Here is a 24,509-nt window from a genome sequence, read left to right on the forward strand (position 1 = left end):
CGAGGACGCGCTCCTCGAATTCGATCTCGAGGTTCTGCGGTCCGTAGATGAGCGTGGCCACGGGCCCCCTTCGTTCATCGGGCCGGCCCTGGCGGACGGCTCCTCGGGGGACGGTATCCGCTCGGACCCCGGTGCGGGGAATCGGGCGGGAGACACGCCGGACCCCCATTGACAGTCCCGCGGACGGGACGTAGCACTGCCGGGCGTGCTGGGCGCCACGTTAGCCGACGCATGTAGCGAGAGTCGATGCTCCGTCGCGGATCTCCCGTCCGCCAGGGCCGGCCCGATGAACGAAGGGGGCCCGTGGCCACGCTCATCTACGGACCGCAGAACCTCGAGATCGAATTCGAGGAGCGCGTCCTCGCGCACCTGAAGGTCGCCGTCCTCTCGAAGCTGCGCCGCAACGAAGCCTTCTCGCTCTCGTGGATGGAGGACGCCTCCACCGGACACGGCCGGAGCTCCGTCTGGCTGCACCCGTCGGTGCCGCTGCACTTCCGCTTCACCGAGGCGCACCAGCCCAAGCTCAACCGCGCGTGGATCGAGCAGATGCTCAGCGTCGCCAGCATGCACGGCGAGCTCTCGGTCCTGCCGGAGCCCGAGGAGCAGCGCCAGGGCTCCTGAGCTCCGCCGCTCCTGGGCCCCGCTGCCCCCTGATCGCACGGCCGTCAACCCCGTCCCCTCTGCGGGGGACGCGAAGTACCGTCGAGAAGACGTCCCCGGAACCATCGGCGGACGTCGACGGACGGAGACGACCATGACGGACACCGCGCGAGCGACCGGCCTGCCCACCCTCACCCCGGTGCGGACCCTCCGCAAGGAGCAGCCGATCGAGCCGCGCCGCGTGCCGGACTCCGTCTCCGTCGGCTCCCAGCCGGTCATCGGCTGCCGGATCGACGTGAGCGGCCGCTCCTTCGTCGTCGAGCTCGACATGGCCGGCATCTTCCTGCGCCAGGTGCGCCGGAGCCTGCGCGAGGGCGAGGGCGGCCTCGTGCTGCTGCGCCACGTCGACGGGATCGAGATGATCCCGTTCTCGCGCGCGACGCCGTTCGACGTCTCGGACATCGTCTGCCCCGAGGGCGTCGAGCCCGCGGACGCCCGCTCGGCCCTGGGGCTCCGCGACCGCTGATCCGCGACGGGCGGGGTGCTCCGCCCCGCGCCCGCCGCTGAGCGGGATCAGGCGGGTAGCGACGCCTCGATCAGGTCGACGATCCGAGGGTCGTCGGGCTCGACCGTCGGGCGGAACCGGTGGACCGTGCCGTCGGCCGTGATCAGGAACTTCTCGAAGTTCCACTTCACCCGGCCGGCCTTGCCGTTCTCGTCCTCCGCCTTGGTGAGCTCCGCGTAGAGCGGGTGCGCCGAGCGGCCGTTGACGCGGACCTTCTCGAACATCGGGAAGGTGACCCCCCAGGTCGTCGAGCAGTACGCCTTGATCTTGTCCTCGTCGCTCAGCTCCTGGAGGAACTGGTTGCTCGGGAAGCCGAGGACCGTGAATCCGCGCTCCCCGTAGCTCTTCTGCAGGGCCTCGAGCTTCTCGTACTGCGGGGCGAGGCCGCAGCGGGAGGCGACGTTGACGATCAGCCGCACGGGCGGGTAGTCGGCGAGGGTCGACGTGGTGCCGTCGATCGTGGTGAGGGGGATGTCGGCGATCGTGTCGGGCACGGAGGGCTCCTTCGGACGTGGTGCGTCGACGCTACTCCCCGCCGCCGAGGGAACCCCGAGTCGTGGAGGCGGCTCGCTGCGGGTTCCCGCGACGGTCCGGGGTTCCCTCGGCGCGCACCTGCCTCCACCATGGGGGGATGGCCGCCTCGCAGCAGATCGTCTCGGTCGGCGGGCGGAGGCTGCGGCTGACGAACCTCGACAAGGTCGTCTACCCGGAGACGGGCTTCACCAAAGCCGATGTGCTCTCCTACTACGCCTCCGTCGCCTCCGCGCTGCTGCCCCATCTCGCGCGCCGCCCGGTCACCCGGAAGCGCTGGGTCGACGGAGTGGGCACCGCCGAGCATCCGGGCGAGGTCTTCTTCGAGAAGAACCTCCCCTCCTCCGCCCCCTACTGGCTGAGCCGGACCCGGCTCGCGCACTCGTCGCGCGACGTCGAGTACCCGCTGGTCGACGACGTCGCCGGGCTCACCTGGCTGGCGCAGCAGGCGGCGCTCGAGCTGCACGTCCCGCAGTGGCGGGTGGGCTCCGACGGCGAGCGCCGTCCGCCCGACCGTCTCGTGCTCGACCTCGACCCGGGCGAGGGGGCGGGCCTCGCCGAGTGCGCCGAGGTCGCGTTCCTCGCCCGCGACCTGCTGGAGGGGATGGGGCTGGCTCCGCTGCCGGTGACCAGCGGGAGCAAGGGGATCCACCTCTACTGCCCGCTGGACGCCTCCGCCTCCAGCGACCAGATCTCGGCGGTCGCGCACGAGCTGGCGCGCGCGCTCGAGTCGGACCACCGCGACCTCGTCGTCTCGGACATGAAGAAGACCCTGCGCGAGGGCAAGGTCCTCGTCGACTGGAGCCAGAACAGCGCGGCGAAGACGACCATCGCCCCCTACTCCCTCCGGGGGCGCCTCCGGCCGGCCGCCGCCGCGCCCCGCACGTGGGAGGAGCTGGGTGCCGAGGACCTGCGCCACCTGTCGCCCGACGAGGTGGTGGAGCGGCTGCGGAGCGACGGCGACCTCCTCCGCCCGCTGCTCGCCGCCCGGGGTGCCGGGCTCGAGCCGACCCCGGGGAGGATGGCGGGCTTCGCCGCGACGGACGCCTCCTCCGACCGCCTGGCGATCTACCGCAGCATGCGCGACGCGTCGAGGACGCCGGAGCCGGTGCCCGAGGCGGCGTCCGCGGGCTCCTCCTCGGGCGACTCCTTCGTCATCCAGGAGCACCACGCGCGGCGCCTGCACTACGACTTCCGGCTCGAGCACGACGGCGTCCTGGTCAGCTGGGCGGTGCCGAAGGGCCCGCCGCTGGAGGGCGACCCGAACCGGCTCGCGGTGCAGACCGAGGACCACCCCCTCGAATACGCGACCTTCGAGGGCACGATCCCGGCCGGCGAGTACGGCGGCGGCGGGGTGCGCATCTGGGACGAGGGCACCTACGCGCTCGAGAAGTGGCGCGAGGGGAAGGAGGTGATCGCGGTGCTGACCGGCCGCCCCGACGGCGGGCTCGGCGGCGAGCCCCGCCGCTACGCCCTGCTGCACACGGGCTCGAGGGAGGGCGCCGAGAAGAACTGGCTCCTGCACCTGATGGCGCCGGGTCCCGCTCACGGGCACGGGACGCAGCGACGGGGCCGGGCGACCGCGTCCGCCGCGTCGCCCGCTCCCCGCCCCGCACCCTCCGCCGACCGCCCGGCCGAGGACTCCGCCCCGCGCCGCCACCGCCCCATGCTCGCCACGGCCGGACGCCGCGGCGACGTGGACCCGGGGGCCGCGATCGAGATGAAGTGGGACGGCTACCGCGCTCTCGTGCGGGTGCAGGGCGGCACCGCGACCCTCACGAGCCGCAACGGCAACGACCTGACCGCGGCGTTCCCCGACCTGCTCGCCCCGCTCGCCGAGGCCGCCGCCGACGCCGTGCTCGACGGCGAGATCGTCGCCCTCGACGCTCGCGGGCGCCCCGACTTCGGCGCCCTGCAGACCCGCGGCGGGCTGACGAAGCCGCGCGAGATCGAGGCGGCCGCCCGGTCCACGCCGGTGCACCTGATGGTCTTCGACCTGCTCGAGCGCGCAGGAGACGACCTGACCGGGAGCGACTACGACACCCGTCGCGCGGCACTGGTCGAGCTCGTCGCCGAGAACGAGCGCGTGCACGTCCCGTCCGTGTTCGACGGCGACCTGGAGGAGGCGATGGCCACCAGCCGCGCCCTCGGCCTCGAGGGCGTGGTCGCCAAGCGCCGCGACTCGCGCTACCAGGAGGGCAGCCGCTCGCGCGACTGGATCAAGCTCACCCACCACCGGCTGCAGGAGGTCGTGATCGTGGGCTGGCGCGAGGGCGACGGCGGCCTGCAGGGCTCGGTCGGGGCGCTGCTGACCGCGATCCCCGGCGAGGACGGGCTCGCCTACTCCGGCCGTGTGGGCACCGGCTTCAGCGACCGCGAGCGCCGCGGACTGGTCGACCGCCTGGCCGAGCACGCCACCGAGGAGCCCGCCGTCTCCGTCCCTCCGCTCGAGTCGCGCGGCGTGCACTGGGTGTCGCCCGTCCTGGTCGGCGAGGTCCGCTACCGCGAGCGCACCGCCTCCGGGACCCTCCGCCAGCCGGTCTGGCGCGGCTGGCGCGCCGACAAGGCCGCCGAGGACGTCCGCGTGGAGGAGCCGGGCAGCTGACCCTCCGGTCTTCCGACGGAGAGGCCAGGGAACGCGGCTCGCGCCGCCGATCCACTGCGGCCCCGGGCACCTCAGTCCAGGCGCACTCCGCGCAGGAGGAGGAGGGTCGCGCCGACCGCGGCACCGGTGCCGATGAGGACGCCGCCCGCTCCGGACGCCGCCGCGAGGACGCCGAGGAGGCTGGGCAGGGCGATCAGCCCGAGGCGGTTCCCGGCCAGGCGCAGCGCGAGGGCGCGGCCGTGGCGGTCGGCGGGGGTGCGCTCGATCAGCCACGACATCGTGATGGGCTGGCCGATCCCGAGGCCCAGGCCGAGGGCGGCGACCGCGACGAAGAGGAGCACGGTCGGCGCGGGCAGGGCGACCAGCACCAGGCAGAGCGCCGAGATCAGGATGCCGCCCACCATCACCCGAGTGCGCCCGAGCCGGGCGGTGGCCGCACCGAGGAGGAGCCGCGAGGCCATCGACGCGAGCGCGCGCACGGTGAGGAGGGCCCCGACGACGCCGGCCGGGAGCCCTCGCTCGGCGCCGAGGGCGGGGAGGTAGACGACGGTCAGGTCGACGGCGGCGACGACGGTCGCGCTGGTCAGCAGGGCGCGCGCGAGGCCCGGCACCCGGAGGAGACCGAGCGTCGAGCCCGGAGCCGCCGCCCCCTCCGCCGCGGGTCCTCGCGGGGACGGGCTGCGGATCCCCGCCGTCGAGACGAGCAGCAGCACCGCGAGGATCCCGCCCACGAGGAACAGCGGCGCCGGGTCGGGCCGCACCGAGCCGCCCGCGAGCACCGGGATGAACGCGGGCCCGATCGCCTGCCCGAGCGACGCGGCGAACGTGTAGTAGCCGAAGCGGCTGTCGAGACGCGTCCCTCCGGTGCCGCCCGCGACGACGGTCTGCTGCCCGACCACGCAGCCCAGGTGCCCCGCGCCGAGCAGGGCGATGCCGAGGAGCAGCCCCGCGACGCTCCCGCCCGCCAGGAGCAGCACCGCGGCCGCTCCCACCGCGACGAGCGAGCCGACGGCCATCACGGCCCGAGCGCCGACCCGGTCGACCAGCCCGCCCACCGGCAGCGCGATCAGCAGCGGCACCAGCGCGAACGAGGCGCCGAGCGCCCCGAGCGCCCAGGCCGGCACGTCGAGCCGGATCGCCTGGTAGACGGCGGCCGGCCGGAGCAGGAACGCGACGGCCTGGATGAGCACGGCGTGCGCGAGCAGGGACGGAGTCGCCAGGCGGTTCCGCACGCGCGCTCCTTCCCGCGGCGCTCGGCCGAGCACCCGCTCCCCCATCCTCCTCCCGGTGCCGCCGCCGAGTCGCCCGGGAAGGATCGTCCTGCCCCTCGAGAACAGGCCTTCTCGAGCGACTCAGCTCTGCGGCGGCGTCGAGGGGAGCGCGTGCGCGGGCAGGGTGCCGAGGCGGTGCCGGCCGCGGAGGAGGAACCAGGCCAGGCCGATCCCGACGACCGCGGCGATCACGACGACCGCACTCCAGCGCAGCTCCTCCCCGTAGACCTCGACGCGCGGCCACGCGAGGTCGATCGTCATCGCCGCGCCCCAGAGCACCGCGACGACGTTCACCGGCAGGCCCGCGCGGCCGAGCGAGAAGCGCCCGGGCGCGGCTGCGGGCCACCGGCCGCGGAGCCGGGCGATCAGCAGCGGCACCGTCACCAGCAGGTAGGCGAGGTAGATCAGGATGACCGCCACGCTCGTCACGGCCGTGAAGATCGCCGGCGTCCCGATGTTCACGACCAGGATCAGCACCGCGAGCACCCCCACGACCAGCGCCGGCGCCACCGGGGTCCCGCGCCGCGGGTCGACGCGGGCGAGCACGCGGCTGCCGGGCAGGGCGTTGTCGCGGGCCATCGCGAAGATCAGCCGGATGCCCGCCGTGTGCACCGCCAGCGCGCACACGGTGATCGCGACGACCACGCAGAGCAGGAGGACCGATCCGAGGGGCCCCCCGAGCACCTGCAGCACGATCCGCTGCAGCCCGCCCGACGCCTGCCCGAGCGCCGGGTCGGCGAGGTCGGGCGCCGAGAGGATGCCGAGCAGCAGGATGAGGCCGCCGAGGACGAAGGAGGCGGTCACCGCCCGCAGGATCGCCGTCGGCGCGGTCCGGCGCGGATCGACCGTCTCCTCGCCGAGCGAGCCCGCGGTGTCGAACCCGTACATCACGTACGCCGACGCGATCGCGGCGATGAGGAACGCGCCGGCGTACCCGCCCGGCGTGCTCCCGCCGTAGCCGCTGGTGTCGAGCAGCACGGTCGGCGGATGCACCACGTTCACCGCGAGCACCGCCACCAGCAGCACCGCTGCGACGAGCTCGATCAGCACGCCGACGCTGTTGATCCGGGCCATCAGCCGCACGCCGCGCGCGTTGACCGCGGTGGTGAACGCGATCAGGACCGCTCCCCAGACCACCGCGCTCACCCCCGCGGAGCCGCCGAGCTGGAACCCGCTCCAGATCTGCGGGAGCGTCGCCTGGTACGCCAGCACGACGGCCGCGAGCGTGACCACGGACGCGGTGGCCATCAGCCAGCCCGCCAGCCAGCTCACCGTCGGCCCGGCGAGGCGCTTGCTCCAGTTGTAGACGGAGCCCGCGACCGGGTAGCGGGCGGCGAGCTCGGCGAAGCACAGGGCCACCATGAGTTGCCCGGTGAACACGATCGGCCAGGACCACCAGTAGGCGGGACCGCCGAGCGCGAAGCCGAAGGAGAAGAGCTGGAACGTGCCGGTCAGGATCGAGATGTAGCTCACGCCCGCGGCGAAGCTGCCGAAGCGGCCGATGCCGCGGGTGAGGGAGGGGCGGTACCCGAACTCAGCGGTCCCGTCGTCGACGTCCTCGGTGGTGCTCATCGGGCTCCCCCTCGCGGGCGCGCTCGTCGCACCGAGGTCAGGATGCCAGCCGCCGCCCGGCCGCACGACTCCCCCGTCCCGGGCGTCCGTCAGTGGGTGCTCAGCGCTCGCCCCGCTCCCGGTGCACAGGACTCGGGCGGCCCCCGCGGACGGGAGCGGCGTCAGCCGTGCGCCGCGAGCCGAGTGCGCTGGGGCACCAGGAGCTCGAGCAGCTCCTCGACCCCGTCGACCCGCTGCGGCTCGACCGAGTGCCCCGGTCCGCACGGCTTGTAGGCGGGCGGATCCACGTTCAGGACGTGCCCGACGGGCCGCCCCTTCTCCCAGACCGTGAGGAGGAAGGCCCCGTCCCGCTCGTCGGGGGCGCCGATCTCGAAGACCCGGCCGCGCACGATGGCGCACTGCGGCTCCTTGCGCGCGAGGCGCACCCAGAAGGGATGGTCTCCGGTCATCGTGCCCGTCCTCCCCGGCCGGCCCGCGGCCGTGCCCGTAGCGGTCGACCGGTGATCGTGTCGTCGGCGACCCGCAGGGCCACGGTACGTCCGCCTCCCCTCAGCCGATCAGGGGGTTCACTGCGGAGCCTCGCAGTGGTAGCGGACGCCGGTCGCATCCGGGTCCGGGTCCGGGTCCGCACCACGGGGAACCACTCACCGCTCGGAGGAGTCCTCGTAGTCGGCACCACTGGTCAGCTCGCCGTCGCCGGGCTGCACGGGATGCTCGCCGGTGAGCGCGTCGATCCGCTCGCGCAGCCGTACCACCTCCGCCGCGTTGTCCGGCTCGGGCAGGTCGCTCGGCGTGGTCTCGACGATGAGGGCGGCCGCGGCGTTCACGAGGAAGGTGGCGTCGACCGTCCCGCCGTCCGCGCCGATCCCCGTGTACTCGACGGTGTCGGCCGCGCCTTTCGCGGCGAGGGCGACGGCGTACTCGACGAGCGCGTCGGCCGCCTCGTCCCCCACGAGGATCGTCTTGTCGGCGAAGAGGATGTGCTTCATGCCGTCCATGCTCGGCAGCGCCGGCTGCGTGGAGGGAGGAATTTAACAGAGGACCGCCGCTGACGGAAGACCTGGACAGATCGAGCAGAGAATGGCGGCCGGGTTGTCGGATCCCTCCGGTCTGCGGAAGGGTGGTGGCAACGGCGGGCGTCTGCCGGCCGGAGATCAGGGGCTGGAGACGCCGATGGGGAAGCTGCACTACGACGGGACCGTCGAGATCGATTTCGAGGACCGCGTGCTCGCGCACCTGCAGATCGTCATCACCGCGAAGCTGCGCCGCAACGAGTCGTTCCTGCTCAGCTGGCGCGACGACCACAGCATGGGCGACGGCCGCAGCGCGATCTGGATCCACCCCTCCCACGCTCTCCGCTACAAGTACTTCGGCGGCCGGATGCCCCGCATCAACCCCGCCTGGATCTCCGCGCTCACCGACCTCGCGAACTCCGCGGGCGGGCTGTACGTGATCTCGGAACCCGCCGAACCGGTGCGTCCCCCGGCGAAGGGCGACCAGCTGTGAAGCGCATCGACCTGATCTACAACGGCACCGCCTACACCGTCAACAACAGGAGCCTCGAAGAGTTCCGCGCCGAGGTCGAGGCCGCCCTGGCCTCCCCGACCCCGCAGTGGCTGACCGTCAACTACGGCGAGGGTCGCGCGAACCCGGCGCTCCTCCTCATCACGCCGTACACCCCGCTGTCGATCATCACGAACGACTTCGACGAGGTCAACGCAGAGTACGAGTAGCGGCGGACCTCCGAGAGGTCAACCACGTCGTCCGGTCGATCCGCGCCCCGTACCGTCGGGCAGGACCTCGTCGACGTCGTGCGCGGACCCCGCACGGCGACACCCGATCGACACCTCCCGCGCCTCGGCGCACGACAACGGCCGCGGACACCCGGCCAGGAGCCGTGATGACAGATCCCGCCTTCGCCGTCCTCGACGACCTCATCGCCGCCCTCGAGCGTCCCGGCTCGATCGACCCCGGCCTGAGCCGCTCCGTCGCCGTGCAGGCCGCCGTCCTCCGGCTCCCGTCGCCCCGCACCATGCACCGTCCGCGCCCGACGAGCCGCTTCACGGGCCGTCGGCTTTTGCGCCCGGGCAGCGCAGCCAGGCGGACTCCCGCGCGTCACCGCGTCGTGGTCCCCGCCGGTCCGGCGGAGCGTCGCTCCGAGCGGAGCCGACGGCTGAAATGGGCGCGGTGACCGACTCCGACGCTCTCTGCGACCCGTATCTGCGCGGGTATCCGATCGACGGCGTCGCGATCTCCACGCTCGGCAGCCCCTTCGGCGGCGAGACCGTCGCCGCGAGCGACAGCACCGCGAGCCGGCTGGACGAGATCCAGATCGACCTCGGCGAGGGCCCGTGCTGGGAGGCGATCCGCGCTGCCGGCCCCGTCTCGGTGCCGGACACCGGCGCGGAGGAGCGCTGGCCGCTCTTCACCGAGGCGATCGGCCCCACGGCGGTGCGCGCGGTCTTCGCCTTCCCGCTCTCGATCGCGGGGCTCTCGATCGGCGCGGTCGACCTCTACTCCCGCCGCCCCACGTCGCTCAGCGACTCCCTCCTCGGCCGGATCAGCGCCTCGACCACCGCGACGGCGCTGCTGGTGCTTGCCGCGGTGCTGCGCGACAACGAGGTCGAGGAGAGCACGAATCCGCGCTCGCGACGCGTGGTGCACCAGGCGACCGGCATGATCATCGCGCGCTACGGCAGCACGGCCGAGGAGGCGCAGCTGCTGCTGCGCGCCCACGCCTTCGCCCAGCAGCGCTCCGTCGTCGATGTCGCCTCCGGCATCGTGGCCCGGCACGACGGGTTCCCCGACCGCCCTCTCACCGCCCAGGACGACACATGGTGACGAACTCCCGCGAGCGCAGCGTCATCCAGACGTTCGTCGCCCTCTCCGACACACTGGTCGACGACTACGACGTCGTCGACTTCACCCAGACCCTCGTGGAGAGCAGCGCGACCCTCTTCGACGCCGTCTCGGCGGGGCTCGTCCTCGCCGACTCCACCGGCTCCCTCGAGGTGCTCGCCTCCACGGACGAGGACACCCGGCTGATCGAGCTGCTTCAGCTCGACAGCGGGTCGGGCCCGTGCATCCAGTGCTTCGAGACCGGGCGGCCGGTGATCGTCGAGGACGCCCGCGCCGTGGGCGAGGAGTGGGCGGAGTTCCGGACGCTGGCGGTCGAGCTCGACGTGCTCTCGGCGCACTGCGTGCCGATGCGGTCGGCGGGGACGACGATCGGCTCCCTCAACCTCTTCCAGGCCCGGCCGGGGCGGCTCGATCCGGACGACATCGCGGTCGTGCAGGCGTTCGCCGACGTCGCGACGATCGGGATCCTCCATCAGCGCGCGCTCCAGCAGAGCACGGTCACCCAGGAGCAGCTGCAGCACGCCCTCGACAGCCGGGTGCTGATCGAGCAGGCGAAGGGGATCCTCGCCTACGCCCACCGCACCACGGTCGAGCAGGCCTTCCAGGTGCTGCGGGTCCGCGCGCGAGCGACGTCGACTCCGATCACGACGCTCGCCCAGGAGATCATCCGCGACTACCGGCGCTGACGCTCCGCGCCCCGCGGAGCAGGAGCGGGGCGGATCCGCGCCGGCAGCGCCGCGGCTCAGAGCTCAGTACTCGTTCTCGAGCTCCCACGTCGCGCGGGGGTCGACGTCCGAAGCGGGCACCGGACCGCCCGCGCCGTCGAGCGCGTCGAGGCGCTCGAGGATCTCGGCGCTCGACTCCGCCGCTGCGCTACCGGTCCCTGCGACCACCAGGGGGACGCCGAGCCCGACGGTGAGCGTCACGACGGAGGAGGGGGCCGAGTCGTCGGCGACGCTGACCGTGCTCATCCGATGCTGCTGCGCGAGCGCGAGCGAGTAGCGGACGACGGCGTCGGCGGTCGCGTCGTCGAGGGAGAGGGAGCCACCGGTGTGGAAGAGCGTCGTCATGGTCAAGTCCTCGCAGGGCAGGCGGATGGGCATGGTTCCGTCACCGGGGGCCAGGATGCGGTGCGCTCACGCTACGCCCCGGGCGCTCGCGGGTGCAGGTCTTGCGCCGAGGCGCGCCCCTGTCGCATGGTTCGCTCCCGACGCCGGAGCAATTCCGCCATGGCTCTGAGGCGGCTCACATGTTAACGTGAACACACGCGTCGGTCCCCTCGGCTCGACGCATCCCTCCCCCGAAGGAAAGGTCTCGACGATGAGACGACGCTCCCCGGAGCCCCCTGCCGCCGCGCCTCGGCGCCGCGTGCGATCCCTCTTCCTCTCCGCTCTCGCCTGCACGAGCGTCGCCCTCACCGGCGCTCTCGTCCCCGTCTCGGCGCAGGCCGTCGACGTCCCGGCGCCCACCGCGCACTACGACATGTCGCACGCCGGCTCGGCCCTGCTCGACATCTCGGGCAACGGACGCAACGCCACCCTGACCGGCCTCACCGACGCGTCCTTCGCGAACGCCGGCGGCGACCAGGTCGCCCGGTTCAAGAACGACGGCTACGCGAGCCTCCCCCAGGGCCTGGTCACCGGAGCCGACAACGCCTTCGCCGTCGAGTACACGGTGAAGACGCAGACCACCGCCAACCAGTTCGGCTGGGTCATCGGCGACGGCGTCGGCCCGTGGAACACCACGCAGCTCGGCAACCACGTCTTCGTGAACCCGCGCAACCCCGACGGCTCGCCCAGCGGACAGGTCCTCGCGGGCATCCGCGTCAAGGAGCCCACCAGCAACGGCGAGACCCGCATGCCGTTCGGCGGCACGCTGAACCCCGGGTTCACGACGCTCACGCTCGTCGGCACCGGCACGGGGTCGAGCACCGTGCTGACCCTCTACCGCGACGGCACGCAGATCTCGACGGCGAACACCACGAAGTCGATGGCGAGCATCGTGCCGACCGGGTCCACTCTCGGCTACCTCGGCCGCTCGCTCTACTCCGGCGACGCGCTCGTGACCGCCGACGTCACCGACGTGAAGTTCTGGGACACCTCCCTCACCGCCGAGCAGGTCGCCTCGAGCATGCCGACCGCCGCGGCGAAGGCGTCCGCGACCTCCGCCCTGCTGCGCTCGGACATCCAGCCCGTCCTGCTGGCCGGCAACCCGTCGCTGACCCAGGTCTCCTCGAACCTGACGCTGCCCGCCTCCAGCAGCGGCGTCCCGCTCACCTGGACCTCCTCGAACAGCGCGGTCGTCTCGGCCACCGGCGTCGTCTCGCGCTCGATCGCGCAGAACACCCCGGTCACCCTGACGGCGACCACCGCCCAGGGCGCGACGATCCCCTTCGAGGTGGTCGTGCTCGCCCCGAGCATCAACGACGACCTCGACGCGCTGAAGCTCGCCACGCGCACCACCGAGAACCTCCCCCTCGCGGTGAAGGGCGCCCGGAACGGCACCGACATCACCTGGACCTCCTCGGACCCGGCCCTCGTCACGCCGACGAACACCTCCTACGCGGCTCCGGCGGTCGGCGCGGCCGACCCCTACCGCGGCGGCGGCGTCGTCACCCGGCCGGCCTACGGCTCCGGAGACAGGACCGTCACCCTCACCGCGACGGCCACCCTCAACGGCGTCACCGAGACGCGCGCCTTCACGCTGACGGTCGCCGAGCTCGGCCGCACCGCTCCCGACGCGGGCTACGCCTCGGCGTACTTCAAGTCGGACGGCGACGAGAAGATCTACCAGGCCGCGACCTCGGGCAACGACTTCTTCACCTTCTCGCCGGTCAACGGCGGGAAGGCGGTCATCACCTCGACGACCGACACGAAGGGCCTGCGCGACCCGTTCATCCTCCGCTCGCACAACGGCGACAAGTACTACATGGTCGCCACCGACCTCTGCATCTCCTGCGGCACCGGCTGGGGCGACGCCCAGTCCAAGGGCAGCCTGAAGATCGAGGTCTGGGAGTCGACCGACCTGGTGCAGTGGACCCGCACCAACGGCGCCGACACCGGCATCACGGTGAACCAGCCGGCCGCCGGAATGACCTGGGCGCCCGAGGCGTACTGGGACGACGCCCTGCAGTCCTACGTCGTGTTCTTCTCCTCGCGCCTCTACTCCGACGCGACGAAGACCAACAACGACAAGCTCTACTCCCGCGTCTTCTCCGTGATCACCCGCGACTTCCGCACCTTCACCGCTCCTCCCGCCACCTGGCAGGACACCGGCTACGCGCGGATCGACTCGACGATCACGAAGATCGGCGACTACTACTACCGCTTCACCAAGAACGAGGAGGGCGGCGCCGCCGGAACCCTCGAGGCCGGGAAGGACATCTTCCTCGAGAAGTCGAAGGTCCTGACCGCTGGGACGACCTCCTCCAACTGGAGCGCCGACCCGAACACCACCTGGCAGCTCACCGACACCCGGATGACCTCGCTCGAGACCGGCCAGGCCGGTGAGGGACCCGAGATCATCAAGCTGAACGCGGGCGACCCGAACGACACCACCGGCACGGGCGACGGCTACGCCTTCCTCGTCGACAACTACGGCGACGGCGGCTACAAGGCCTTCCTCACCTCTGGAGCGGCCATCGCCGGCAGCTCGCAGACGAACCGCCTCTCGCAGTCGGCCGACTGGAACGTCTCGCCCAAGAGCCGCCCCGGCCTCCCGGCCAGCCCGCGGCACGGTGCGTTCGTGAGCGTCCCGCAGACGGTCCTCACCGCCATGAAGAACTGGACCGGCGTCACCGCCGTCGACTCCACCACGACCCTCACCGCCGACGGCCGCACGGTCACGGCGACGGTCGCGGCGGCCGACAGGGGCGACGTCGTCGGCTCGGTCACCTTCACCGGCGGCTCGTGGACCTCGACCGTCCCGCTCTCCGGCGGCTCGGCGAGCGTCTCGGTCCCGGCGGGCGTGACCGGCGTCACGGCCTCCTACACCGGGTACGCGGACAAGCTGGTGCGCACGTCGGTCTCGGCCGCCGTCCCGCTGGACACCCTCGAGCTCGTCCCCGCCGTCGCCACGCGCTGCGTCGCCGGCAAGATCGTGCTCACCGCGACCGTGAAGAACACCGACACCGCTGCCGCGGACGTCACGATCGCCTCGGCCTACGGCTCGAAGTCGTTCACCGCGATCGCACCCGGATCGTCCGCCTCCGCCGCCTTCACCACCCGCCTGGCCTCGATGCCGGCCGGCACGGTGACGGTGACCGGATCGGCGACCGGCCAGCCCGCGTTCACCGCGACGGTCCCCGTGGCCGCCGCGCGCTGCTGACGCACTGACGACGAAGGGCCCCCTCCTGCGCTCGCGCGGAAGGGGGCCCTTCGTCGTTCCCGGGTCAGACGGTGGGAGCGAGCAGGTCCGCGTGGTGGGCGGCCGCCACGTTCGGGTGGGCCCGGAGCCGGTAGCGCAGCGCGTTCTCGCCGTAGGTCTCGAGGATCGGCGCGTTCGTCGGGTCGACCGAGAGGCCGGACTTGAGCTCCTCGGGCAGCGGGAGCGAGGGCATGGTGGCCGAGAGCGCGGGATTGAAGAAGAACGGGATCGAGATCCTGTCCGTCCCGATCAGCGGCGAGATCACGCGGTGCAGCGTGGCCTTGAGGTAGCCGCCCGTGGCGAGCTCCAGCATCTCGCCGATGTTGACGACGAACGCGCCCTCCATCGCGGGTGCCTCGATCCACGAGCCGTCGTGCTCGACCTGCAGGCCGCCCTTGCCGGGCTCGACCAGCAGCAGCGTCAGCACGCCGCCGTCGCGGTGCGCGCCCACGCCCTGCTTGGGCTCCGGGTCGGAGGTGCCCGGGTAGCGGACGACCTTCACCAGCGAGAACGGCCGCTCGGCGAACGCCTCGTCGAACACGTCCTCCGGGGCGTCGAGCGCGACGGCCCAGGTGCGCAGCAGCCGGATCGCGACCGCCGCGAGCTCCGCGTGCCAGCGCTCGAAGACCTCGCGGAACTCCGGCAGCGCCTCGGGCCAGAGGTTCGGCCCCTCGAGGCGCTCGTAGTCGGCGACGCCGGGCCCGGCGGGAACGGCCGGTCGGTCGATGCCGATGTCGACCTGCTCGCGGTAGTCGACGTCGCCGTTGGTGAGCTCGGCGCCGAAGCGGGTGTAGCCGCGGAACTGCGGGCTGAGGGTGTTCTCGATCGCGAGCTTCTCCTCCTCCGGCAGGTCGAAGAAGCGGCGGGAGACGGCGACGACGTCGTCGAGGAGGTCCTGGGGCACGCCGTGGCCGACGAGGTAGAAGAATCCCACGTCGTGCGTGGTCTCCCGGAGGTCGCGGCGGAAGGCGGCGGCCTCCGCCTCCCCCTGGTCGAGGCGGGACAGGTCGAGGATCGGCAGGGAATCGGTCATGCACCGACTCTCGCGCACGAACCTGCACAGCAGTCGATTGTTACGACAACCAAAACGGCGGGCCCCGCCACGGCGCGGAAGAGGTTCCTCCGCTCCGCGACCGGGCCCGCCGTGAGCGCCGAGTGTTACGGCGTGGGCATGCCGCCGTTGACGTGCAGCGTCTCGCCGACGACGTAGCTCGACTCCGGGGAGGCGAGGAACACGTAGGCGGGAGCGAGCTCGGCCGGCTGACCCCAGCGTCCGAGCGGCGTCTGCGAGCCGACCTCGGGCAGCTTGTCGGACGGCTGGCCGCCCGCGGTCTGCAGCGGCGTCCAGATCGGGCCCGGGGCGACGACGTTCACGCGGATCCCCTTGGGCGCGAGCTGCTGCGCGAGCGCCTTCGAGAACGTGTTGATCGTGGCCTTCGTGCTGGCGTAGTCGACCAGCATCGGCGACGGCTGGTAGGCCTGGATCGACGAGGTGCTGATGATCGCGGAGCCCGGGGCGAGGTGCGGCACGGCCGCCTTCGTCATCCAGAACATCGCGTAGACGTTGGTCTTGAAGGTCTCGTCGAACTGCTCGTCCGAGAGCTCGAGGAAGTCCTCGACGTGCTGCTGCTTGCCCGCGTTGTTGACGAGGATGTCGAGTCCGCCCAGGCCCTCGACGGCCTTCGCGACGGCGCCCACCGCGAAGTCGTGGTCGGTGATGTCACCGGGGATGGCGACGGCGGTGCGTCCGGCCTCCTCGATCAGCGCGACGACCTTCTTCGCGTCCGACTCCTCCTCGGGGAGATAGACGATCGCGACGTCGGCGCCCTCGCGGGCGTAGGCGATGGCGACGGCCGCGCCGATGCCCGAGTCGCCTCCGGTGACGAGCGCCCTGCGCCCGGTCAGGCGGCCGGAGCCGCGGTAGGTCGACTCGCCGCGGTCGGCGGGGTCGTCCATCTTCGAGTCGAGGCCGGAGCCCTCCTGGTACTGGGCCTCCGTGTCGATGTCGGCGAACATCGCGGTCGGGTCTTGGAACGTGTACTGGTCGTTCTGCGGAGTCTGGTCTTTCTGCGAAGTCATGTCTCGACGCTAGGCGCGCGGGATCGGCGACCGCGCGTGCTTGACAGCCCCGATCCGCCAGGACACAGGAGGTCTTCAGGAGCCGCGGAGCCCCCCGGATCGGGGAGAATGGTGCGGTGACCCGCGACGACTCCCTGTCCTTCGACACCACGGCGCCGCTGCCCGGCTGGCAGCACGCCTACTCCGGCAAGGTGCGCGACCTCTACACCCCCGACGACGCCGACCCCGTGCTCGGCGCCGACCGCATGCTCGTCGTCGCCAGCGACCGGGTCAGCGCGTACGACGCGGTCCTCGAGCCCGGGATCCCCGGCAAGGGCGAGCTGCTGACCACGCTCTCCCTCTGGTGGTTCGCGCAGCTCTCCGACGTCCCCAACCATCTGATCCCGGGCGCGATCCCCGAGGCGGTCCGCGGCCGGTCGATGCTGGTGAAGACGCTCGACATGTTCCCGATCGAGTGCGTCGTGCGCGGCTACCTCTCCGGCAGTGGCTGGAAGGAGTACCGGGAGACGGGCTCCGTCTGCGGCGTCCCGCTCCCCGAGGGCCTCCACGACGGCGACGCGCTCCCCGAGCCGATCTACACCCCCGCGTGGAAGGCCCCGCAGGGCGAGCACGACGAGAACATCACCTTCGAGCGCACGGTCGAGATCGTCGGGGAGGAGGCCGCGGAGGCGCTGCGCACCCTCTCGCTCGCCGTCTTCCGCGAGGCGTCCACCATCGCCCTGGCCCGCGGCGTGCTGCTGGCCGACACGAAGTTCGAGTTCGGGGTCGACCGCGGGACCGGAGTCGTCACCCTCGGCGACGAGGTCCTCACGAGCGACTCCTCCCGCTACTGGGACGCCGACGACTACGACGCCGGCATCCGCGGCCGCTCGTTCGACAAGCAGATCGTGCGCGACTGGCTCTCCTACAACTGGGACGGCCAGGGCCTCCCGCCGACCCTCCCGTCCGAGATCGTCGAGCGCACGGCCGCGCGCTACCGCGAGCTCATCGAGCGCCTCACGCGCTGAGGCACCGGAACGACCTGTGGACGATCACCACCCTCGCGTCCGGCTGGAGGCCCGCGGCGAGGATCCGGACGAGGCGCGGCACAGCCTCGCGCGGCTCTACAACGGCGACGAGTGGCGCGCCGCCACCACCGCTGCAGACTTCAGCTACCGCTACGCCGCCATCGGCGACGGCGGGATGACCCTCCGCACCTCGCGGATGTCCGGGCGCCTCGCGGGCGGCGTGGGTGACTCGGACGATGTCGTCGTGCAGTGGATCGTGGGCGGCTCCGGCCGGATCGACGTCGGCCGCGCCTCGATCGCGATGGAGGAGAACCGTCCCGTCCTCTTCCCCGTCGGCCGGCCGTTCGCCTTCGACTACGTCGACTTCGACCAGCGCCTGGTGCACCTCGACCGGGGAGTGGTCGACCGGGTCGCCGCCGAGCGCGGCCTCGTCGGGTCCCTCGTCTTCGACTCCGAGCACCGCCCCGACGCCGCGGCGATCCGCCGCTGGCGCACCGCCGTCGCCGACTCCGCCCGCGCGCTGCGCAGCGAGCGCGTCGAGCAGCTGCTCTGGGACGAGCTCACCCGTGCCACGGCCTCCGCGCTGCTCGACCTCTACCCTCCGGAGTCCGCTCCGGTCCCGCCCGAGCTCCTCGCCCCCCGGAACGCACGGATCCGCACGGCCGTCGAGTACGTGCACGCCCACTGCAGCGAGCCGATCGGCCCCGCCGAGATGGCGGCGGCGTCGGGCCTGACCGTCCGGGGCCTGCAGTCCGCGTTCCAGCGGGTGCTCGGGATGCGCCCGATCGCCTACCTGCGCCTGGTGCGGCTCGACCGCGCCCGGGAGGAGCTCGCCGTGAGTCCGCCCCTCGGGACGACGGTCGCCGCCGTCGCCCGGCACTGGGGCTTCGGGAACGCGGGCCGCTTCAGCGCGGCCTACGCGGAGCGATTCGGCGAGTCGCCGAGCGCCACGCTGCAGCGCTGATCAGTCGACGAGCTCGGGCGGCGGCTGCCCCTCGAGGATGCGGCTGAGGCCGTCGAGCAGCACCGCGACGGTCGCGGCCTCCGATTCGGGCACCTTCGCGACCATCGCGCGGATCTGCTCGTAGGTCGGGTCGTCGGTGCCGACGATGGCCTTCTGCGCGCGCTCCGTCAGGCAGAGGATGCGGCCGCGGCCGTCGGACGGGTCGGGAGTGCGGTTCACGTAGCCGGCGCGGGCGAGGCGGTCGACGAGGAGGGAGACGGCCGCCGTCGTGATCGACAGGGCCGCGGACAGGTCGACGGCGCGGACGATCTCGTCGCGCCGCTCCCCGACCCCGATCAGCCGCAGGGCCGCGAGATCCGTGGCGCCGATGCCCAGGCGGCGCTCCACGCGGCCGTCGTAGTCGCGCTCCGCCGTGCGCAATCGCGTGAGCAGAGCGAACAGGTCTGGCCGAGCGTCCATCGAGGTGCACCTTCCGAGCGGCAGGCGCCCCGGACGGGAACTCGCTGCCCCCATCGAACCACTTCTCCGGCGATCGGACGCCGTGTGTCCCGAAAGCGCACTCGGCGCCGAGACTGTTAGTCAACCGACTTAGCAATACCTAGTGTCGACGGTGCGGCACGCCTTCCGTGCGCCGCCGACGGTGAGGAAGTGCGCGCGATGGGACGACTGCTCTACGGCGCACCCGCCAGCTCGCACTCCTTCGAGGACCGCGCCCTGGCCCACCTCCAGACCGTGATCACCTCGCGGTTCCGCCGCGGCGAGGGCTTCCTCCTGACGATCGAGGACGCCGAGGGCCGCCGGTCCGAACTGTGGCTCCACCCCGGCATCCCCACCCGCTACGAGTACGACGGCACCGCCTCGATCGAGCTGAACCCGCACTGGCTGCGCGAGCTCTCGAACGCCTCGAACGGCCGCCTCGGCCTCCACCTCCTCCCCGAAACCTCGTCGCCCGACGACCTCTCCGTGAAGAAGATCCCCGCATGAGCGACCACAACGGCACACTGTTCCGGCGCGGAGGCACCGTCCGCTTCGTCCGCTGGATCTCGTCCCGCGACGGCGGCTGGGCCCCCGAGATCGTCCAGGGGCGCTACCTCGAGCGCGACGACCGCGGCTGGCTGGTCGAGATCGAGGGCACCCCCACGGTGCTCGCGAAGGACGACTGGGCCGTCTACCGCTGACCGGCCGTGCGCTCGGCGTACTGTTGAGTAGGTGCGTTCTCGTGATCGCCGCGGCATCACCTCGGCTCCCCTCCTCCTGACGACCATCGGAACGACGAGCCTCGTCTTCCTCTGCGCGTTCGAGTCGCTCGCCGTGACGACGATCATGCCGATCGTCAGCGCCGACCTCGACGGTCGCGCCCTCTACCCCCTGGCCTTCGCGGCGACGCTCGCCGCCGCCGTGGTCGGGATGGTCGCGGCCGGATCCTCCGCCGACCGCCGCGGCCCGACGCCGTCGCTCGTGGTCGCGATCCTGCTCTTCACCCTGGGTCTCGTCGCCGCGGGCGCCGCGCAGGCGATGCCGGTCTTCGTGGCGGCCCGCCTGCTGCAGGGGCTGGGCAGCGGAGGGATCACCGTCACCCTCTACGTGCTCGTCGCGCGGGTCTACCCGAGCGAGCTGCATCCGAGGATCTTCGGCGCCTTCGCCGCGGCCTGGGTCGTGCCGTCGCTGGTGGGGCCGCTGGTGGCCGGAGTCGTCGCCGAGCTCGCGAGCTGGCACTGGGTCTTCTTCGGAGTGGTCGCCCTGGTGGCCCTCGCGAGCGCCGCGATCGCGCCGACGCTCCGCTCGCTCGAGCCGCGCGAGCGCCTCCCCTTCGATCGCCGGGCAGTGGGCCGCATCGCCCGCGCCGTGGTCGTCTCGGCCGGAGTCGTCGTGCTGAGCACGAGCGCCGAGCTCGCGCCCGACCTCGCCGGGCTCCTGGCCGCGGCCGCCGTGGTGGTCGTGGTCGTGGCGGTTCGCGCGCTCCTGCCCGCGGGCACGCTGCGCGCCCGGGGCGTCCTGCCGTCGGTGATCCTCCTCCGCGCCCTCGTCGCCGCGGCGTTCTTCGGCACCGAGGTCTACCTGCCGCTGCTGCTCTCGGAGCAGTACGGCCTGCCGCCCTGGCTCTCGGGCGCCATGCTCACCGCGGGCGCCGTCTCCTGGGCTCTCGGCTCGAACCTCCAGGGAGGCCCGGGCACCCGCCTCAGCCACGGCGGAGCGATGCGGCTCGGCTCGTCGCTCGTGCTCGCCGGCATCGGAGTCGTGCTGCTCGTCACGGTGCTCGCCCTCAGCCCGATCGTCGCGGGCGTGGGCTGGTTCCTGGCCGGCGGCGGCATGGGCACGATGTTCCCGCGGATGGGGACGATGACGCTCGCGCTCTCCGCTCCGGGCCGGGAGGGCTTCAACAGCTCGGCCCTGCAGATCGCCGACTCGACCGGCGCCTCGGTCTCCCTCGCGCTGACGGGCCTCCTCGCGGCGGCGGTCACCGGCCTGATCGGGGCCGGGACCGGGGTCTTCGCCGCGACCTTCTCGTACGCCGCGCTGATCGCGATCGTCGCGGTCGGTCTGGCCGGCCGGCTCGACGGGCTCCTGCGCCGCGAGGGACGCCGGGAGCCCGCCGAGCAGGCTCAGCTGTAGAGCGACTCCGGCACGTCGAGGCCGTAGATCGCGCGGCCGGACGACCAGATCACCGAGCAGGCGGCCCGGAGCAGATCGGTCGCGTCGTCGCCGGCGTCCACGATCACCACGGAGTCGCCGTCGAGGCGGACCTTGGCGCCGCGGACGGCGTGCGTGCCGTTCCGCGAGACCGTCGTCGCCGGGTAGGGCAGGTGCAGCTCGCGCAGGTCGCCGAGGATGTACGTCGGCCGGAGCTTGGGCTCCGCGGCGAGGAGCTGCTTGGCCCGGTCGATCCCGGTGAGCACGTGGGCGCTCTCCATGTCGGCGCCGTTCGCGCCGGCGATGTCGGTGTCGAGCCGGTCGCCGAGGAACAGCGGGTTCGTCGAGCCGAAGCGCGCGGTCGCCGCGTCGAAGATGGCCCGCTCGGGCTTGCCCGCGACGACCGGGAGCCGGCCGACCGCGGTGTGCACGGCCGAGACGAGGGTCCCGTTGCCCGGGGCGATGCCGCGCGCGACGGGGATCGTCCAGTCGGTGTTCGTCGCGACCCACGGGATCCCCGTGTGGAGCGCGAACGAGGCCTCGGCCAGCTGCTCCCAGCCGACCGTGGGCGCGAAGCCCTGGATGACCGCCGCCGGCGAGTCCTCCGCGCTGCGCGTCACGGTGAACCCGGCGCGCTCGACCTCGGAGGTGAGGCCCTCCGCCCCGACGACGAGGATCGTCGAGCCGACCGGCACCAGGTCGGCGAGCAGCACGACCGCTGCCTGCGGGGAGGTGACGACGTCCTCGGGCCGGACGCTCAGCCCCAGCTCGGAGAGGTGCCCGGCGACGGAGGCGTCCGTGCGGGAGGCGTTGTTGGTGATGTAGCCGACGCGCAGCGTCTCGGCCGCGCGGTTGAGGCTCCCCACCGCGAAGGGGATCGCGTCGGCACCCTTGTAGACGACCCCGTCGAGGTCGGCCAGGACGGAGTCGCGGCCGTCGAGCGGAGTGGGCTCAGTCCTGCTGCTGCGGAACATCGGCGTCCTCCTCGGTGGTGTCGGCGGATTCGACCGACTCGTCGGCGGTCGGGTCAGCCGAGTCGAGAGCCTCATCCGGGTCCGTCTCGGCGAGATCGTCGGACTCGAGGGACTCGTCCGCGAAGGTCGGCTCGTCCGTGTCCACGACGTCGGCGTCGGCGTCAGCGCTCGCGTCGGCGTCGTCCGCGTCCGCGTCGTCGTCGTCGTCGATCTCCTCGGACACAGTCCGGTGGACCTCGTCCTCGTCCGCGTCGTCGACGGCGGTCGGGCCTTCCTCGTCGTCCAGGTAGTCGTCCGCGTCGTCGACCGCGGTCCCTTCCTCGGCGCGATCGGGAGCAGACGCTGCGACGGCCGACTCGTGCTCCTCCTCGATCACCTCGATCGTCTCGTCGTCACCGCCGCCCTCGGCCGCGAAGACGGCCTGCGCCGCGATGTCGGCGCGACGCTGCCACTCCGCGGCCTCGTCGGAACGGCCGACCTCGTCGAGGACGAGTGCGTAGGCAGCGAAGAGATTCGGGCTGTACGAGAACGCGCGGTCCGGGTCGAGCTGCGGGATCTCGAGCTCCATGAGAGCGAGCTCCGCCTGCCCGAGGTCGAGGCGGGCGCCGGACATGGCGATCGCCAGCGACACCTGCGCGCCGGGGCTCAGCGTGGTGCGGTCGATCGACCGTCCCAGCTCGAGCGCCTTGTCGGGTCGGCCGACGCCGCGCTCGGAGTCGACCATCAGCGGCACCTGCTCGTCCGAGCCGGAGATCCGACGGAAGGTCCGCAGCTCGCGCAGCGCCAGGGCGAAGTCGCCCGTCGCGTACGCCGAGATGGCCAGCGACTCGCGGACCACGGCGATGCGTCCCGCGCGACGAGCCGCCGAGAGCACGTGGCGGTGCGCCAGCTCGGGGTCCTCCTCGAGGAGGCGGCCGGCCATCACCAGGTGACGGGCGACCCATTCGGCGTTGTCCTTCGAGAGCGTGCGCAGCTCGTTGCGGGCGACCTTGTCGAGGTCCTTGGCCTGCACGTCGTCCGGAAGGTCCGGGTCGTCGTGGCGCGGACGCACCGACTGGAGGGAGCGCCGCTCGCGCTCCTCCTCGGTGAGCTCCGGCTCCTCGCGGGGGCCGCCGCGTCCGCCGCCGAAGCCCTCGCGTCCGCGTCCGCCGCCCTGGCGGTCTCCGCCGCCCCGACGATCGTCCGACCACGGCCGGCTTCCCCCGTCGCGCGATCCACCGCGGAACGGAGGGCGCGAGTCACCGTCACGCTGCGGACGGGAGTCGCCGCCACCACGGTACGAAGGGCGGGAGTCCCCATCCCGCTGCGGACGCGAGTCCCCACCTCCACGGTAAGGAGGCCGGGAGTCCCCATCGCGCTGAGGACGGGAATCCCCACCCCCGCGGTAAGGAGGACGAGAGTCACTGTCACGCTGCGGACGAGAGTCGCCGCCACCGCGGTACGGAGGACGCGAGTCACCATCACGCTGCGGACGCGAGTCGCCGCCACCGCGATAAGGAGGACGAGAGTCACTGTCACGCTGCGGACGGGAATCGCCGCCACCGCGGTACGGAGGACGCGAGTCACCATCACGCTGCGGACGCGAATCCCCACCGCCACGGTAAGGAGGACGGGAGTCCCCGTCGCGCTGCGGACGGGAATCGCCACCACCGCGGTACGGAGGACGGGAGTCCCCGTCACGCTGCGGACGCGAATCCCCACCGCCACGGTAAGGAGGACGGGAGTCCCCGTCACGCTGCGGACGCGAATCCCCACCACCACGGTAAGGAGGACGAGAGTCACCGTCTCGCTGCGGACGAGAGTCGCCACCGCGATAAGGAGGACGAGAGTCCCCATCGCGCTGCGGACGGGAATCCCCACCACCACGGTAAGGAGGACGCGAGTCACCATCACGCTGCGGACGGGAATCCCCACCTCCACGGTAAGGAGGACGGGAGTCCCCATCACGCTGCGGACGGGAGTCCCCATCACGCTGCGGACGAGAGTCCCCACCACCACGGTAAGGAGGACGAGAGTCCCCGCCGCGCTGCGGACGGGAATCGCCACCACCGCGGTACGGAGGACGCGAGTCACCATCACGCTGCGGACGGGAGTCGCCACCGCCACGATAGGAAGGACGAGCATCACCGTCGCGGCGGGGGCGGGAATCGCCCGAGCCGCCGCGATCGTTCGAGGAGCGGCCGGGGCCGCCGGCGCGAGGCGGCCGCTCGTCACGACGTCCGGAGTCCCGGTCGTTGCGGTCGGATCCTGAGTCGTCCATGCGTTCCTCGCCTGTCGTGGTGATGCTCTGTGGAGTTGACCCGCCCGAGGGCGGGGAGGACGGCCGCAGCCGTCGCACCACCCTAACCCGCACCGCGCTCCAGCGAGCAGCGGGGATCCGAGGTGGTGGTTAAACAGCGATGGCCACCCATTTCTGGGTGGCCATCGTGAATGGTGTCCGGCGGTGTCCTACTCTCCCACAGGGTCCCCCCTGCAGTACCATCGGC

The 24,509-nt window shown here is 72.6% G+C and carries 26 protein-coding genes; 15 read left to right on the forward strand and 11 right to left on the reverse strand.

Annotated features, from left to right (window positions below; translation table 11 throughout):
* The first annotated feature begins 303 nt into the window (after positions 1-303).
* Both C5C82_RS14065 and C5C82_RS14070 read left to right on the forward strand, forming a co-directional pair.
* Positions 304-621, forward strand: a complete 318-nt coding sequence (locus C5C82_RS14065) for a hypothetical protein (protein ID WP_244229547.1) — start codon at positions 304-306, stop codon at positions 619-621.
* Positions 622-754: 133 nt separating this feature from the next.
* Positions 755-1,126, forward strand: a complete 372-nt coding sequence (locus tag C5C82_RS14070) for a hypothetical protein (RefSeq protein ID WP_104223778.1) — start codon at positions 755-757, stop codon at positions 1,124-1,126.
* 47 nt (positions 1,127-1,173) lie between these two features.
* Here C5C82_RS14070 and C5C82_RS14075 read toward each other — a convergent pair whose 3' ends face one another.
* Complete coding sequence (locus C5C82_RS14075) at positions 1,174-1,659, reverse strand: glutathione peroxidase (protein ID WP_244229546.1); 486 nt, start codon at positions 1,657-1,659, stop codon at positions 1,174-1,176.
* Between the two features lie 137 nt (positions 1,660-1,796).
* Between C5C82_RS14075 and C5C82_RS14080 the strand changes: the two genes are divergently transcribed.
* On the forward strand, positions 1,797-4,301 hold the full coding sequence (locus C5C82_RS14080; protein WP_104355248.1) for an ATP-dependent DNA ligase: 2,505 nt from the start codon (positions 1,797-1,799) through the stop codon (positions 4,299-4,301).
* Between the two features lie 71 nt (positions 4,302-4,372).
* Here C5C82_RS14080 and C5C82_RS14085 read toward each other — a convergent pair whose 3' ends face one another.
* From C5C82_RS14085 to C5C82_RS14100, 4 genes are all read right to left on the reverse strand, one after another.
* The gene (locus tag C5C82_RS14085) at positions 4,373-5,533 is read right to left on the reverse strand and encodes an MFS transporter (RefSeq protein WP_258061331.1); all 1,161 of its coding nucleotides are present in this window, start codon (positions 5,531-5,533) and stop codon (positions 4,373-4,375) included.
* A 120-nt stretch (positions 5,534-5,653) separates the two neighbouring features.
* Positions 5,654-7,144, reverse strand: coding sequence for an APC family permease (locus C5C82_RS14090; protein WP_104239013.1), 1,491 nt, complete (start codon positions 7,142-7,144; stop codon positions 5,654-5,656).
* Between the two features lie 161 nt (positions 7,145-7,305).
* Positions 7,306-7,593, reverse strand: coding sequence for a hypothetical protein (locus C5C82_RS14095; RefSeq protein WP_104355249.1), 288 nt, complete (start codon positions 7,591-7,593; stop codon positions 7,306-7,308).
* A gap of 195 nt (positions 7,594-7,788) precedes the next feature.
* Positions 7,789-8,133: a hypothetical protein gene (locus tag C5C82_RS14100; RefSeq protein ID WP_146085998.1), complete on the reverse strand. Its 345-nt coding sequence runs from the start codon at positions 8,131-8,133 to the stop codon at positions 7,789-7,791.
* Positions 8,134-8,317: 184 nt separating this feature from the next.
* Here C5C82_RS14100 and C5C82_RS14105 point away from each other — a divergent pair, with 184 nt between their 5' ends.
* The 5 genes from C5C82_RS14105 to C5C82_RS14125 all read left to right on the forward strand — a co-directional run bounded on the left by C5C82_RS14105 (position 8,318) and on the right by C5C82_RS14125 (position 10,689).
* Positions 8,318-8,650, forward strand: a complete 333-nt coding sequence (locus C5C82_RS14105) for an ATP-dependent DNA ligase (RefSeq protein ID WP_104223784.1) — start codon at positions 8,318-8,320, stop codon at positions 8,648-8,650.
* A complete protein-coding gene (locus C5C82_RS14110; RefSeq protein ID WP_104355251.1) occupies positions 8,647-8,877 on the forward strand; it encodes a hypothetical protein in 231 nt (76 codons plus the stop codon). The genes C5C82_RS14105 and C5C82_RS14110 overlap by 4 nt, the downstream gene beginning before the upstream one ends.
* Before the next feature lie 167 nt (positions 8,878-9,044).
* On the forward strand, positions 9,045-9,335 hold the full coding sequence (locus C5C82_RS14115) for a hypothetical protein (RefSeq protein ID WP_104355252.1): 291 nt from the start codon (positions 9,045-9,047) through the stop codon (positions 9,333-9,335).
* Positions 9,323-9,985, forward strand: coding sequence for a GAF and ANTAR domain-containing protein (locus C5C82_RS14120; protein ID WP_104223787.1), 663 nt, complete (start codon positions 9,323-9,325; stop codon positions 9,983-9,985). Before C5C82_RS14115 ends, C5C82_RS14120 begins: the two co-directional genes overlap by 13 nt.
* Positions 9,979-10,689: a GAF and ANTAR domain-containing protein gene (locus tag C5C82_RS14125; RefSeq protein ID WP_104267923.1), complete on the forward strand. Its 711-nt coding sequence runs from the start codon at positions 9,979-9,981 to the stop codon at positions 10,687-10,689. The genes C5C82_RS14120 and C5C82_RS14125 overlap by 7 nt, the downstream gene beginning before the upstream one ends.
* Before the next feature lie 63 nt (positions 10,690-10,752).
* Here C5C82_RS14125 and C5C82_RS14130 read toward each other — a convergent pair whose 3' ends face one another.
* Positions 10,753-11,073 carry a hypothetical protein gene (locus C5C82_RS14130; protein ID WP_104273193.1) on the reverse strand — a complete coding sequence of 107 codons (321 nt, stop codon included), beginning with the start codon at positions 11,071-11,073 and terminating at the stop codon, positions 10,753-10,755.
* A 298-nt stretch (positions 11,074-11,371) separates the two neighbouring features.
* On the opposite strand from C5C82_RS14130, the gene C5C82_RS14135 reads away from it, so the two are divergent.
* Entirely contained in the window at positions 11,372-14,329 is a 2,958-nt protein-coding gene (locus tag C5C82_RS14135; protein ID WP_258066133.1) for an immunoglobulin-like domain-containing protein, read from the forward strand.
* Between the two features lie 64 nt (positions 14,330-14,393).
* Here the strand turns inward: C5C82_RS14135 and C5C82_RS14140 are convergent, their stop codons facing one another.
* The gene (locus C5C82_RS14140; protein WP_104223790.1) at positions 14,394-15,401 is read right to left on the reverse strand and encodes an isopenicillin N synthase family oxygenase; all 1,008 of its coding nucleotides are present in this window, start codon (positions 15,399-15,401) and stop codon (positions 14,394-14,396) included.
* Positions 15,402-15,526: 125 nt separating this feature from the next.
* Positions 15,527-16,447, reverse strand: coding sequence for a glucose 1-dehydrogenase (locus C5C82_RS14145; protein ID WP_104355253.1), 921 nt, complete (start codon positions 16,445-16,447; stop codon positions 15,527-15,529).
* A gap of 116 nt (positions 16,448-16,563) precedes the next feature.
* Between C5C82_RS14145 and C5C82_RS14150 the strand changes: the two genes are divergently transcribed.
* On the forward strand, positions 16,564-17,454 hold the full coding sequence (locus C5C82_RS14150) for a phosphoribosylaminoimidazolesuccinocarboxamide synthase (protein WP_258066135.1): 891 nt from the start codon (positions 16,564-16,566) through the stop codon (positions 17,452-17,454).
* 16 nt (positions 17,455-17,470) lie between these two features.
* The gene (locus C5C82_RS14155; protein WP_104260834.1) at positions 17,471-18,418 is read left to right on the forward strand and encodes a helix-turn-helix domain-containing protein; all 948 of its coding nucleotides are present in this window, start codon (positions 17,471-17,473) and stop codon (positions 18,416-18,418) included.
* Here C5C82_RS14155 and C5C82_RS14160 read toward each other — a convergent pair whose 3' ends face one another.
* Positions 18,419-18,877 (reverse strand): MarR family winged helix-turn-helix transcriptional regulator, encoded by a 459-nt coding sequence (locus C5C82_RS14160; protein ID WP_181067834.1) that lies wholly within the window; start codon positions 18,875-18,877, stop codon positions 18,419-18,421.
* A 198-nt stretch (positions 18,878-19,075) separates the two neighbouring features.
* Here C5C82_RS14160 and C5C82_RS14165 point away from each other — a divergent pair, with 198 nt between their 5' ends.
* Genes C5C82_RS14165 through C5C82_RS14175 form a run of 3 tightly spaced genes read left to right on the forward strand, consistent with a single transcriptional unit; the run spans position 19,076 to position 21,031 of the window.
* Positions 19,076-19,402: a hypothetical protein gene (locus C5C82_RS14165; RefSeq protein WP_104295692.1), complete on the forward strand. Its 327-nt coding sequence runs from the start codon at positions 19,076-19,078 to the stop codon at positions 19,400-19,402.
* Complete coding sequence (locus C5C82_RS14170; RefSeq protein WP_068256013.1) at positions 19,399-19,596, forward strand: hypothetical protein; 198 nt, start codon at positions 19,399-19,401, stop codon at positions 19,594-19,596. The genes C5C82_RS14165 and C5C82_RS14170 overlap by 4 nt, the downstream gene beginning before the upstream one ends.
* A 31-nt stretch (positions 19,597-19,627) precedes the next feature.
* On the forward strand, positions 19,628-21,031 hold the full coding sequence (locus C5C82_RS14175; protein ID WP_258066136.1) for an MFS transporter: 1,404 nt from the start codon (positions 19,628-19,630) through the stop codon (positions 21,029-21,031).
* Here C5C82_RS14175 and C5C82_RS14180 read toward each other — a convergent pair.
* Both C5C82_RS14180 and C5C82_RS14185 read right to left on the reverse strand, forming a co-directional pair.
* A complete protein-coding gene (locus tag C5C82_RS14180; protein WP_104355254.1) occupies positions 21,022-22,023 on the reverse strand; it encodes an HAD-IIA family hydrolase in 1,002 nt (333 codons plus the stop codon). The genes C5C82_RS14175 and C5C82_RS14180 overlap by 10 nt on opposite strands.
* Positions 22,001-23,074 (reverse strand): hypothetical protein, encoded by a 1,074-nt coding sequence (locus C5C82_RS14185; protein ID WP_104355255.1) that lies wholly within the window; start codon positions 23,072-23,074, stop codon positions 22,001-22,003. The genes C5C82_RS14180 and C5C82_RS14185 overlap by 23 nt, the downstream gene beginning before the upstream one ends.
* On the opposite strand from C5C82_RS14185, the gene C5C82_RS17350 reads away from it, so the two are divergent.
* A complete protein-coding gene (locus C5C82_RS17350; protein WP_146085999.1) occupies positions 23,060-24,274 on the forward strand; it encodes a hypothetical protein in 1,215 nt (404 codons plus the stop codon). The genes C5C82_RS14185 and C5C82_RS17350 overlap by 15 nt on opposite strands.
* The last annotated feature ends 235 nt before the right edge of the window (positions 24,275-24,509 follow it).

Origin of the sequence: Rathayibacter sp. AY1D5 (assembly GCF_002932515.1) — a bacterium.
Classification (GTDB): domain Bacteria; phylum Actinomycetota; class Actinomycetes; order Actinomycetales; family Microbacteriaceae; genus Rathayibacter.